This window comes from Agromyces tardus (genome assembly GCF_003710805.1).
GTDB classification, from domain to species: Bacteria; Actinomycetota; Actinomycetes; order Actinomycetales; family Microbacteriaceae; genus Agromyces; species Agromyces tardus.
Genome location: NZ_RHHB01000030.1, coordinates 1 through 11,826 on the forward strand (window position 1 = coordinate 1; position 11,826 = coordinate 11,826).

At 71.8% G+C, this 11,826-nt stretch carries 15 protein-coding genes; 3 read left to right on the forward strand and 12 right to left on the reverse strand.

The annotated features are described in order from the left end of the window. The 3 genes from EDM22_RS13330 to nusA all read right to left on the reverse strand — a co-directional run. The coding region (locus EDM22_RS13330; RefSeq protein WP_170964132.1) for a translation initiation factor IF-2 N-terminal domain-containing protein at positions 1-299 on the reverse strand (299 nt) is incomplete at its 3' end. A gap of 87 nt (positions 300-386) precedes the next feature. Next, a complete protein-coding gene (locus tag EDM22_RS13335; protein ID WP_122937580.1) occupies positions 387-632 on the reverse strand; it encodes a YlxR family protein in 246 nt (81 codons plus the stop codon). Between the two features lie 42 nt (positions 633-674). Next, positions 675-1,673 (reverse strand): transcription termination factor NusA, encoded by a 999-nt coding sequence (gene nusA, locus EDM22_RS13340; protein ID WP_122937581.1) that lies wholly within the window; start codon positions 1,671-1,673, stop codon positions 675-677. Between the two features lie 152 nt (positions 1,674-1,825). On the opposite strand from nusA, the gene EDM22_RS13345 reads away from it, so the two are divergent. From EDM22_RS13345 to EDM22_RS13355, 3 genes are all read left to right on the forward strand, one after another. Then, the gene (locus EDM22_RS13345; protein WP_170964133.1) at positions 1,826-2,434 is read left to right on the forward strand and encodes a TetR/AcrR family transcriptional regulator; all 609 of its coding nucleotides are present in this window, start codon (positions 1,826-1,828) and stop codon (positions 2,432-2,434) included. Positions 2,435-2,452: 18 nt separating this feature from the next. Then, positions 2,453-3,586: a glycosyltransferase gene (locus tag EDM22_RS13350; RefSeq protein ID WP_122937583.1), complete on the forward strand. Its 1,134-nt coding sequence runs from the start codon at positions 2,453-2,455 to the stop codon at positions 3,584-3,586. Positions 3,587-3,740: 154 nt separating this feature from the next. Continuing rightward, positions 3,741-4,550, forward strand: a complete 810-nt coding sequence (locus EDM22_RS13355; RefSeq protein ID WP_122937615.1) for a DUF1206 domain-containing protein — start codon at positions 3,741-3,743, stop codon at positions 4,548-4,550. 111 nt (positions 4,551-4,661) lie between these two features. Here the strand turns inward: EDM22_RS13355 and EDM22_RS13360 are convergent, their stop codons facing one another. The 9 genes from EDM22_RS13360 to EDM22_RS13400 all read right to left on the reverse strand — a co-directional run bounded on the left by EDM22_RS13360 (position 4,662) and on the right by EDM22_RS13400 (position 11,826). Beyond that, positions 4,662-6,428 (reverse strand): proline--tRNA ligase, encoded by a 1,767-nt coding sequence (locus EDM22_RS13360; RefSeq protein WP_170964134.1) that lies wholly within the window; start codon positions 6,426-6,428, stop codon positions 4,662-4,664. Then, the gene (locus EDM22_RS13365; RefSeq protein WP_170964135.1) at positions 6,413-6,607 is read right to left on the reverse strand and encodes a hypothetical protein; all 195 of its coding nucleotides are present in this window, start codon (positions 6,605-6,607) and stop codon (positions 6,413-6,415) included. The genes EDM22_RS13360 and EDM22_RS13365 overlap by 16 nt, the downstream gene beginning before the upstream one ends. Before the next feature lie 80 nt (positions 6,608-6,687). After that, a complete protein-coding gene (locus EDM22_RS13370) occupies positions 6,688-7,227 on the reverse strand; it encodes a hypothetical protein (RefSeq protein ID WP_138708090.1) in 540 nt (179 codons plus the stop codon). Between the two features lie 69 nt (positions 7,228-7,296). Then, positions 7,297-7,494 carry a hypothetical protein gene (locus EDM22_RS13375; RefSeq protein ID WP_138708091.1) on the reverse strand — a complete coding sequence of 66 codons (198 nt, stop codon included), beginning with the start codon at positions 7,492-7,494 and terminating at the stop codon, positions 7,297-7,299. A gap of 96 nt (positions 7,495-7,590) precedes the next feature. Continuing rightward, positions 7,591-8,721 (reverse strand): flavodoxin-dependent (E)-4-hydroxy-3-methylbut-2-enyl-diphosphate synthase, encoded by a 1,131-nt coding sequence (ispG, locus tag EDM22_RS13380; protein ID WP_122937587.1) that lies wholly within the window; start codon positions 8,719-8,721, stop codon positions 7,591-7,593. 85 nt (positions 8,722-8,806) lie between these two features. Further along, on the reverse strand, positions 8,807-8,962 hold the full coding sequence (locus EDM22_RS19630) for a hypothetical protein (RefSeq protein WP_170964136.1): 156 nt from the start codon (positions 8,960-8,962) through the stop codon (positions 8,807-8,809). Positions 8,963-9,096: 134 nt separating this feature from the next. Next, positions 9,097-9,828 (reverse strand): hypothetical protein, encoded by a 732-nt coding sequence (locus tag EDM22_RS19635; RefSeq protein WP_170964137.1) that lies wholly within the window; start codon positions 9,826-9,828, stop codon positions 9,097-9,099. Positions 9,829-9,946: 118 nt separating this feature from the next. Beyond that, positions 9,947-11,029, reverse strand: coding sequence for an alpha/beta fold hydrolase (locus EDM22_RS13395; protein WP_122937590.1), 1,083 nt, complete (start codon positions 11,027-11,029; stop codon positions 9,947-9,949). Between the two features lie 140 nt (positions 11,030-11,169). Next, on the reverse strand, positions 11,170-11,826 hold the full coding sequence (locus EDM22_RS13400) for a CoA transferase subunit B (RefSeq protein ID WP_170964138.1): 657 nt from the start codon (positions 11,824-11,826) through the stop codon (positions 11,170-11,172).

Sequence of the window (11,826 nt, forward strand, 5' to 3'; positions counted from 1 at the left end):
TCGGCCGGCGTCGCCGCCGGAGCGGGGGCCGCGGACGCGGCCGGAGCCGGTGCCTTGGGGGCCGGGCGGGGGCCGGGCTTCACGCCCGGCTTGGCACCGGCGGCAGCCGGTGCGGGGGTCGCCGACGCGGCCGCTCCTGCGGCCTCGAGCGCCGCCTTCAGGCGGCGCGCGACGGGGGGTTCGATCGAGGACGACGGGCCCTTGACGTATTCGCCCATCTCCTTGAGCTTCTCAAGGGCGACCTTGCTGTCGACCCCGAGCTCGCTCGCGATCTCGTGTACGCGTGGTTTGGCAGCCACTTCTCTCCTGTTCCGGGTCCGCCCCGGAACAAGGGGGGACCATCAATGACGGACGGGTCTCATTTCGAGCCGCTCATGAGTTGTCCATTAGCCGTTCAGCCTGTTCTCTATCTCGGTTGCGTCCAACGGACCGCTGACGCGAAGCGCACGCCCGAAGGCACGTCGCCGCTCAGCGAGTCGGAAGCATTCGAGCGTCGGATGCAGCCACGCGCCTCGCCCGGGAAGCACGGCCGACACATCTGCGACGACACGGGATTCTCGGACGACGATCCTCATGAGCGAGGACCTCGGGGCGCGCGAACGGCATCCGATGCACGTTCTGACGGATTCCATCCTACACCTCTGGGCTGGACGCCCTCCGACAGTGCGCCGGGCTCAGCCGTTGTCGAGGATCGAATCGGGCTGGATGTCGATCTTCGCGCCGGTGAGCTTCGCGGCCAGGCGGGCGTTCTGCCCTTCCTTGCCGATGGCGAGGGAGAGCTGGTAGTCGGGCACGAGCGCGCGCACGGCGCGCGTCGCCTCGTCGATGACGAACGCGCTCGTCACCTTGGCGGGCGAGAGGGCGCTCGCGACGAAGGTCGCGAGGTCCTCGTTCCAGTCGACGATGTCGATCTTCTCGTTGCCCAGCTCGGCCGTGACGGCACGCACGCGCTGGCCCAGCTCGCCGATGCAGGCGCCCTTGGCGTTGACGCCCGGCTGGTTCGCGCGCACGGCGATCTTGGTGCGGTGGCCGGCCTCGCGGGCGAGGGACACGATCTCGACGACGCCCGACGCGATCTCGGGGACCTCGAGCGCGAACAGCTTGCGCACGAGAGCCGGATGCGTGCGCGACACGGTGATCGAGGGACCCTTGGCACCCTTGGCGACGCTCGTCACGTAGACGCGGATGCGCTGCCCGTGCGGGTACTCCTCGCCGGGCACCTGCTCCTCGGGCGGAAGGATCGCCTCGACCGAGCCGAGGTCGATGTGCACCATGCGCGGGTTGGGACCCTGCTGGATCACGCCGGCGACGATGTCGCCCTCGCGTCCGCGGAACTCGCCGAGCACCGCGTCGTCGGCCAGGTCGCGCAGACGCTGGTTGATCACCTGCTTCGCGGCGAAGGCCGCGATGCGCCCGAAGTCGCTCGGGCTGTCCTCCGCCTCGCCGATGACGTTGCCCTCTTCGTCGAGCTCGGGCACGTAGACCGACACGTGACCGGTCTTGCGGTCGAGGTGCGCACGGGCGCCCGTGGGGTTCGCGTGGCCGTGTTGGCCGGGGTTGGTGTGCTTGAGGTAGGCCATCAGGATCGCCTGCTCGATGATGTGCACCAGTTCGTCGAACGGGATCTCTTTCTCGCGCTCCATCATGCGGAGCACGCTGAGGTCGATATCCATCGCCGGCCTCCTCTATTCAGCTCTCATGCCGCTTCCCCTCGGAGCGGACACTCTACGGTACCGGATGCGGCGGCCCCCGCGGCACCGTGTCCGACATTTCATGGGAATGGGTATTGACACCAAATGACAATTCGACGTTAATGGTGATTGCCATGAAAGCAACGCGCAGCTACACCATGCGGGCGAGGGCCGAACAGGCCGAGCAGACCCGCGACCGGATCCTCGGGTCGCTCATCGCACTCGCGACCGAGCGTCCCCTCGCGGGCTGCACGCTCCCCGCGATCGCCGACCGCGCCGGCGTCTCGGTGCAGACCATCCTGCGCGTGTTCGGCTCGCGCGACGGCCTCTTCGACGCGGCCCTCGAGCGCAGCCGCGCCGAGGTGCTCGCCGAGCGGCCCGCCGACCCGCACGACCGACGCGCGACGATCACGGCGCTCGTCGACCACTACGAGGCGCGCGGCGACGGCGTGCTCCTCCTGCTCGGACAGGAGTCGTGGGACCCGTTCGCGGCGCTCGCCACGTCGGGCGGCAAGCGGATGCACCGCGACTGGGTCGAGGCGGCGTTCGCCGACGTGCTCGACCGCGTCCCGCGCGAGTCGCGCACCGAGGCCGTCGACCTGCTCGTGGTCGCGACCGACCTCTCCGCCTGGAAGATCTGGCGCCGCGACCTCGGCCGCAGCCGCGACGAGACGATCGAGCGGATGCTGCGGCTCGCGGCATCCGTCACCGAGCACCTCACCGAGCCGTCCACCGCCCGCTGACACCGAGGGAGCACCGCCATGTCCACATTCGCCGTCGTCACCGCTGCGGCGGGAGGCAACATGCCGCCGGCCCTCGCGATCGGCTCCGCACTCGCCCGCCGTGGAAACGAGCTGCACGTGCTCGGACAAGAGCGGCAGCGCGCCGCCGTCGAGTCGGCGGGCCTGGCGTTCACGCCGCTCGCCTCGCTCGAGTTCTACGACTCCCGCGTCCGACGCTCCGTGCCCGACGCGATCGCCCAGGCCGCGCGGCTCGCCGCCGACCGCGAGCTCGAGCGCGAGGTCGCCGATCACGTTCGCGTGCTCGGTGCCGACGCGGCCCTCGTCGACTGCCTCCTGGCGTCGTCGCTGCGCGGCGCACGGCGGGCCGGCGTTCCCGCCGCCGTGCTCTTCCACACGTTCCTCGAGTTCTGGGAGCGGTCGTACCGGCGGGGCCCGGTCGGCATCCTCGCCCGGATGCGCGGAGTCGATCCGCTCGCCGAATGGAACGCCGCCGAGGGGCGCATCGTCGCGAGCCTCCGCACCCTCGATCCGGCCGGCTCCCGCGAGGGCGAGGGCGAGCGCCCCGCGGCGTCGTGGGTCGGCGCCATCGAGCACGGCGTCGCCGCAGCGCCCGACGCCGGCCGCCCGCCGCTCGTCATGGTGAGCCTCAGCACCACGTGGTTCCCCGGACAGACCGAGGCCTACCAGCGGATCGTCACGGCGCTCGGCTCCCTGCCGGTGCGCGGGGTCGTCACCCTCGGCGGTCTCACCCCCGACCGCGAGCTCGTCGTACCCCCGAACGTCGAGGTCCTCGACTTCGCGAGCCACGACGAGCTCCTCCCCCGCGCCTCGCTCGTGATCGGCCACGGCGGGCACTCGACGACCTTCCGGGCGCTCGCGCACGGCCTGCCGGTCATCGCGGTGCCGATGCATCCGATGCTCGACCAGCCGATGGTGGCCGACGCGATCGCCGGCGCCGGGGTGGGTGTGCACCTGCACCGCAGGAGCAGCAGCGACCGCTTCGCCGCCGCCGTCACCGCGCTGCTCGCCGACGACGAGCTCCGCGGCCGCGCAGCGCGATTCGGTGCGGAGCTCCGGGCGACGGATGCCGCGGCGACGGCCGCAGACGCCCTCGAGCGGGTCGCAGCGCGCCGCCCGCACGCCGCCGCCTGAGCCGTCGCGGTGACGGATGCGGCAGCGGCATCCCACCGTGATCGATGCGCGCCGCGATGGCGACGGCGGCCTGCGGCGCGCGGGCGACGAGCACGCTCCCTCGTGCCCGCGCAAGGGGGCGCGCGCGGAGCCTCCGCGTGGCTACGCTGAGCGCATGATCCCGGATTCCCCCAAGGCCGCCGCGAGTGCGGCCCAGAGTTCCCGCGCCTTCCAGATCGCCGCGCGAGCGGGCTACGTCGTCCTCGGACTCGTGCACATCATCATCGGTGCGATCGCGATCTCGGTGGCGGTCGGAGCCGGCGGCGGCGAGGCGGACCAGGGCGGCGCAATGGAGCAGATCGCACGGGTGCCGTTCGGCGTCGTCGTGCTCTGGCTCATCGTGCTCGGCCTCTTCGCCCTCGGCGTGTGGCAGATCGCCGAGGCGTTCCTCGAGCGCGACCCCGACACGAAGAAGAAGTGGGGCCGGCGCATCAAGGAGGTCGGCACCGCGGTCGCCTACTTCGCGATCGGCGGCACCGCGCTCGTCTACGCCCTCGGCGGCCAGTCCGACTCGTCGCAGTCGAGCGCCAAGATGACGGCCGACCTCATGGCGGCCCCGGGCGGCATCCTCGTCGTCGTGCTCATCGGCCTCGTCGTCCTCGGCGTCGGCATCGCGTTCATCGTGCGCGGCATCAAGCGCAGCTTCGAGAAGCACCTGTCGCTGCCCGCCGGCAAGACCGGCGACGGCATCCGCACGCTCGGCACGGTGGGCTACGTCGCGAAGGGCATCGCGGTGGCCGTCGTGGGCGTGCTGTTCGTGGTGGCGGCGATCACCCACGACCCCGAGAAGGCCGGCGGCCTCGACGCGGCGCTGAAGAGCCTCGCGGCCCTGCCGTTCGGGCAGGTCGTCCTCTGGCTGGTCGGTGCCGGGCTCATCGTCTACGGCGTGTACTGCTTCGCGCGTGCGCGGTACGCCCGGCTCTGAGGCATCCGCCCGAACGCTCGAACGCCCCACCCCGCCGATCGCCCGGCGGGGTGGGGCGTTTCGATTTTCGCGGGTCTGCCGGCGCCGGGCTGCGGGCTGCCTGACGCTGCGTCAGCGACCGAGCGCCGCGAGCACGCCGTCGATCGCCACGGTGGTGCGCTCCCCCGAGGCGCGGTCCCACACCTCGACGACGCCGTCGGCGACGCCGCGGCCCGCGATCACGATCTTCGGCACGCCGATGAGCTCGGCGTCGGCGAACTTCACGCCCGGCGAGAGTTTCGGGCGGTCGTCGAAGAGCACCTCGAGGCCGGCCGCCTCGAGGTCGGCGACGATGCGCTCGGCCGCGTCGAACGCCGCCGCGTCCTTGCCCGTGGCGACGACGTGCACGTCGAACGGCGCGACCGACGGCGGCCAGATGAGGCCCTTCTCGTCGTTGTGCAGCTCCGCGATGATCGCGAGGATGCGGGTGACGCCGATGCCGTACGAGCCCATCGTGACGGTGGCCAGCTTGCCGTTCTCGTCGAGCACCTTGAGGCCCAGCGCCTCGGCGTACTTGCGTCCGAGCTGGAAGACGTGGCCGATCTCCATGCCGCGGGCGAGCTCGACGGGGCCGGAGCCGTCGGGCGCGGGGTCGCCGTCGCGCACGTTCGCCGCCTCGACGGTGCCGTCGGCGACGAAGTCGCGGCCCGCGACGAGGCCGAACACGTGCTTCTCGTCGAGGTTCGCGCCGGTGATCCACTCGGTGCCGTCGACGACCCGGGGGTCGACGAGGAAGCGGATGCCGGTGCTCGACTTAGCGCCCAGGACCGGTCCGGAGGGCGACCACGGGCCGATGTAGCCCTTCACCAGGCCGGGGTGCTTCGCGAAGTCCTCGTCGGTGGCGGCCTCGACCGTTGCGGGTGCGAAGGCGACCTCGACGCGCTTCAGCTCGACCTCCCGGTCGCCGGGCAGGCCGACGACGACGAGCTCGCGGGTGCCGTCGAGGTGCGTGAGCGCGAGCACGACGTTCTTCAGCGTGTCGGCGGCGGTCCAGGCGCGACCGTCGGGACGCGGGTACTCGGCGTTCGCGAGGTCGACGAGCGTGGCGATCGTGGGCGTGTTCGGCGAGTCGAGCACCACCGCCGGCGGCAGGCCGTCGAACGGGATGGGCGCGGGCGCGACGGTCGTGAAGGCTTCGACGTTGGCGGCGTAGCCGCCCGCCGAACGCACGAAGGTGTCCTCGCCCACGGGGGTCGGGTGCAGGAACTCCTCGCTCTTCGATCCGCCCATGGCGCCGGCATCCGCCTGCACGATCACGTACTCGAGGCCGAGCCGCGCGAAGATGCGCTCGTACGCGTCGCGCTGCGCCTCGTACGACGCGTCGAGCCCCGCGTCGGTGACGTCGAACGAGTAGGCGTCCTTCATCGTGAACTCGCGGCCGCGCAGGAGGCCGGCGCGGGGCCGCGCCTCGTCGCGGTACTTGTCCTGGATCTGGTAGATCGTGAGCGGCAGCTCCTTGTACGACGAGTAGAGGTCCTTCACGAGCAGCGTGAAGACCTCCTCGTGCGTCGGCGCGAGCAGGTAGTCGGCGCCCTTGCGGTCCTGCAGGCGGAAGAGACCGTCGCCGTACTCGGTCCAGCGGTTGGTGACCTCGTAGGGCTCGCGCGGCAGGAGCGCCGGGAAGTGCACCTCGTGCGCGCCCGCGCGCTCCATCTCCTCGCGGATGATGCGCTCGATCTTCGCCTTGACCCGCAGGCCGAGCGGCAGCCACGCGAAGACGCCGGGCGCCTGCCGGCGGATGTATCCGGCGCGCACGAGCAGCCGGTGGCTCTGCACCTCGGCATCGGAGGGGTCTTCACGGAGCGTGCGGAGGAAGAAGTTCGTCAGGCGTGTGGGCACCCGACGATTCTAGTTACGCCGCTCACGCGGCCGCGCGCCGCGATCAGTGCTGCGACGGCCGGGGCGAGATCGTCCGGTTCGACGCCTCGGTTGTACGGGGTGGCGATCACGAGGTTCGCCCCGTCGGTCGCGAGCAGCGCCCAGGATTCCTCGGAGGTCGCGACCGCGACGGATTCCACCGCGCCGTCGACCGGAACGACGAGCGAGCCGGGCGTCGCGGCCGCCTCGCGGACGGCCCACCCGCCCCCCGGGATCGTCGTCAATTCCAGCCCGAACGAGCTGGAACCGCCCCACCATCCGCACGACCGGTACCCCGAGGTCCGGAGAGCTGCGTACACGCCCGGCCCCGCCTCGGCGGGGTGGTGCCCGTCGGTCGGCTCGAGGTCTGGAGCGGCGCGCTGCCGTCGTCCGCACCCGAGGCAGCAGCCGCGTCCGCCACGGCGGCGTGCGGGATGACGGTGATCCACACCTGCGGCTGTCCATCGCCGTCATCCCATGCGCACCTGATGCCGCCGAGCTGCTCGACCGCGATCGTCACCCCATCGAGCGGCTCGCCTGCGCGCGCGACCACGGGCCCCCCGGTCGCGGCCGCCACCTCGGCATCGGTGAGCACGGCGGAGCAGTCGCCGTCGAACACGAGCGCCGGGGGTGCGAGCGGGTCGGGTGCGTTCGTCGGCTCGGGAGTCTCGGCGACGATGCTCGTGGTGGGATCGACGCCGGCGATCGGGTTCGATGCGCAGCCGGCGAGGACGGCGATGAGGGCGGCGCTCAGGGCGAGCGCGGGCGAGGATCGGGTCACGCCGCAACGCCAGCGCCAGCGGACGTCCGACCGGCGCGCCATGCCGGCCCCGATGCCGGCGGCCTGGCCTCAGACGCCCTCGTCGTCGTCTTCCTCGTCCTCCATGGCGAAATGCTCGAGCTCCGCCTCGACCGGGTCCTCGGGGTCTGCCGGGTCTGCCGGGTCCGCGGGGTCCGCGGGGTCCTCGGTGCCCTCGTGCAACGTGCCCATGCCGTCGGGGTAGCCCGCCTGGTCGGGGTACTCGAACTCGGTGCCGTCGCTGCTCATCGCCGTCCCCTCTCCCGAGCGGATGCCGCGTCGTGGCATCCGGATGCGCTCACCCTACTCGCGGGCCCGATCGTCGACCAGCGGGCACGTCCGCGGCTACGGCGTGAGGACGGTGGGCGACCCCACCGGCGCGTCGGCGCCCATCTCCTCGGCGATGCGGTTCGCCTCGGCGATGAGGGTCGCGACGATCTCGGACTCGGGCACGGTCTTGATGACCTCGCCCTTCACGAAGATCTGGCCCTTGCCGTTGCCGGACGCCACGCCGAGGTCGGCCTCGCGCGCCTCGCCCGGGCCGTTCACGACGCAGCCCATGACGGCGACGCGCAGCGGCACGCTCATGCCCTCGAGGCCGTCGGTCACGTCGTTCGCGAGCTTGTACACGTCGACCTGCGCACGGCCGCACGAGGGGCACGAGACGATCTCGAGCTTGCGCTCGCGGAGGTTCAGCGACTGCAGGATCTGCAGCCCCACCTTGACCTCCTCGACGGGCGGGGCCGACAGGGACACGCGGATCGTGTCGCCGATGCCTTCGCCGAGGAGGATGCCGAAGGCGGTGGCCGACTTGATGGTGCCCTGGAACGCCGGCCCGGCCTCGGTGACGCCGAGGTGCAGGGGCCAGTCGCCGCGCTCGGCGAGCATGCGGTACGCCTTCACCATGACGATGGGGTCGTTGTGCTTGACCGAGATCTTGAAGTCGTGGAAGTCGTGCTCCTCGAAGAGGCTCGCCTCCCAGACGGCTGACTCGACGAGCGCCTCGGGCGTGGCCTTGCCGTACTTCTCGAGCAGGCGCGGGTCGAGCGAGCCGGCGTTCACGCCGATGCGGATCGAGACATCCGCCGCCTTGGCGCGCTTGGCGATCTCGGCGACCTGGTCGTCGAACTTGCGGATGTTGCCGGGGTTCACACGCACGGCGGCGCAGCCCGCGTCGATCGCCGCGTAGACGTAGTTCGGCTGGAAGTGGATGTCCGCGATGACGGGGATCTGGCTCTTCTTCGCGATGATCGGCAGCGCCTCGGCGTCGTCGCGGCTCGGCACGGCGACGCGCACGATGTCGCAGCCCGAGGCGGTGAGCTCGGCGATCTGCTGCAGGGTGGCGTTGATGTTCGGCGTCGGCGTCGTCGTCATCGACTGCACGCTCACGGGAGCGTCGCCGCCGACGAGCACCTTGCCCACCTTGATCTGGCGGGACTTGCGTCGGGGGGCCAGGACTTCGGGGACTTTGGGCATTCCGAGATTCACAGCAGGCACCCGTCGAGTCTACGTCCGGCCGGGTGGACGCTTCCTCAATCGAAGGGATGCTTCCGCGCCCGGCTCAGGCGCAGCCGCCGTACACCGGCACCGGCGATCGATCGAGGCGACGGCGGATCCGTCGTCGCACTGCCGGCGCTCCGCTGATGCAGCCGGTCAGTGCGAGCACGAGGGCGAGGGCACCGGCGGTGGGGGCGCCGGTGCGGCGGGTGCGGGTCATCGGACTCCTGTCGACGCGAGGCGGAGGCATCCGTCCGCCTCCGTGTCGCGTCATGGCAGCGGTGCGGCGCCACCCGGCACGACCTGTCTGCAACGGTTCCGCGGCCCCTCAGGCAGCCGCTTCGTCGCTCCGGTTCACGCGCAGCCGTCCGCCTCCATCTCGGGTGCGCCGATCCACTTCACGGTCGAGCCGTCATCCGAGGGCATGGCGATCACGTTGACGCGGTTCCCGCCCGTCCAGTCGCTCGGCACCGTCGTGGTGACCGCCTCGATCGACGTTCCCGTGCACGTCGGGACAGCGGCGTCGAATCCCGGCGCGGACTCGGCGAAGGACCACGGGTCACCGGCTTGCACGCCGCTCACGGAGGAGAGGATCACCCCATCGGCGGCGGGCCCGTCGAAGTACACGGCGAACCGGGGCCAGACGACCCAGTCGTACCCCTCCGCCTGACGGCGGACCTCGTCGTAGTTCCGCTCATCGAGCACGAACAGGTCCCATCGGTGCATGACGCCGGCCGGCGAGTGCGCGGTGCCCGCGTACGACTGATCGACGGGGGGTGCGCCGAATACCGTGGTCAACGCGGCGACTGCGTCGGACGGCGCGGACATGTAGTCGAAGGTCGCGACGACGTCGCCGCCGAGCGCACGGAGCTCGAGGCCCTCCGGGCGGGCGACGAGCCCGCCGACCGTTTCGAGTGGAGCCACCGGCTCGGCGGTGGGCGCCGGCGTCGGCGACGCCGAGGACGTCGCCGGGGACGTCGCGGCGGTGGGGCCGGCCGACGGTGAGCCGGCGACGCATCCGGTCAGTGCGAACACGAGGGCGAGGACACCGGCGGCGAGGGCGGCGGTGCGGCGGTTGCGGGTCATCGGGCTCCCTGTCGTGACGAAGCGGAGGAGTCCATCCGCCTCCGATCCACAGCATGGCAGGAGGACGATGCCGTTCGACGCCGCCCCGCACAACGGATCCGCAACGGATCCGAGCCCCTCAGGCGGCCGCTGCGTCGCTCGCGTCGAGATGCGCGAGCAGCGCCTCGCGGAACTGCTCGGGGCACTCCAGGTGCGGCGAGTGCCCGCAGTCGGGGAGCTCGACCTCGGTGTACCGGCCGCCGTGCGCGCGATAGCGGTCGAGCACGGCACGCGTCTGGGTGACCATCGGCTGCGGCGGCGCGGCATCCGCCCCCGGCCAGCCCGGGATCACGCCCATGGCTCCGAGCTGGTTGAGGTCGAACAGCGACGTGTCCGAGACGATGACGTCGTCGGCGCCGTGGATCCAGAGGATCGGCGGCTTCGCCGCGAGGTGCGCGATGCCGCTCACGTCGAAGTGCATCGGCGCCATCGTGTTGAGCACGCCGCGGTCGCCGGGCGCGAACCCGGGCCAGTTCTCGGACGGCTTCGCGTCGCCGGGGTAGTTGCCCTCGCCGACGGCCGTCGTGAGCATCGACTCGACCCAGAGGTCGTCGTGCTCGCTCGTGAACGGCGGCTTCACGTAGGTCTGCAGGTAGACGGACCGGGGCGATGAGGACGCATCGGCGGTGCGGTCGCCGTCGCGGAGCCGCGCGACGAAGTCGGGATTCGCTCCCCCGCCGCCCGAGCCCGCGGCATCCGGTGTGACCAGCCGGCCGTCGGCCCCCGCCGTGCCGCCGAAGCCGTACGGCGACACGGGGTTCACGAGCGTGACGGATGCCACTGGCACGGCGTGCTCCAGCAGGCACTGCAGCACGACGCCGCCGCCCATGCTCCAGCCGACCACGTGCACCGTGTCGAGCCGCAGCGCCTCGATGACCGATGCGAGGTCCTCGGCGTAGTCGCCCAGCCCCCGGGTCGCGTCCACGGGGAGCGTGTCGCTCCCGCCGAAGCCGCGCAGGTCGAGCGCGAGCGCCCGCACGTCGGCGGGGAGGGCGAGCATCGTCGGCTGCCAGAACAGCGACGACGACACGTTGCCGTGCACGAACAGCACGCTGCGCGGGTCGTGAGTCGCGGCATCCGCAGGGCGTTCGAGCACCTGGGCGGTGTACCGGGGGGTGCTGACGCGGTGGGCGGTGATGCCGGCGAGGAGGGTGTCGACCATGACGGGGTGGTGTCCTTTCGAGTTGCGGGAGGTGGGGTCTCGATACGCGCTTCGCGCTACTCGACCGGCGGAGGTGGGGTCTCGATACGCGCTTCGCGCTACTCGACCGGCGGCGGTGGGGTCTCGATACGCGCTTCGCGCTACTCGACCGGCCGCGCGACCACGGCGGCGGTGTCGAGCGGGGGTTCGGTGGCGGCGACCACCTCGTCGACGGTGACGCCGGGTGCGCACTCGACGAGCTTCAGCCCGTCGGGGGTCACGTCGATGACGGCCAGGTCGGTGATGATGCGATCGACGACGCCCCGGCCGGTGAGCGGCAGCGAGCACGCGTTCACGATCTTCGGCGAGCCGTCCTTCGCGACGTGCTCCATGAGCACGATGCGGCGGCGAGCGCCGTGCACGAGGTCCATCGCGCCACCCGGGCCCTTGACCATCTTCCCCGGGATCATCCAGTTCGCCAGGTCGCCCGTGGCGGAGACCTGCATCGCCCCGAGGATCGCCGCGTCGACCTTGCCGCCGCGGATCATGCCGAAGCTCGTCGCGGAGTCGAAGTACGCCGAGCCCGGCAGCACCGTCACGGTCTCCTTGCCGGCGTTGATGAGGTCGGGGTCGACCTCGGCCTCGGTCGGGTACGGCCCGACGCCGAGGATGCCGTTCTCCGACTGCAGCACGACCGTCACGCCCTCGGGCACGTAGTTCGGCACGAGGGTCGGCAGGCCGATGCCGAGGTTGACGTACGAGCCGTCGGCGAGCTCCCTCGCGGCCCGCGCGGCCATCTCGAATCGGGTGAGTGCCAT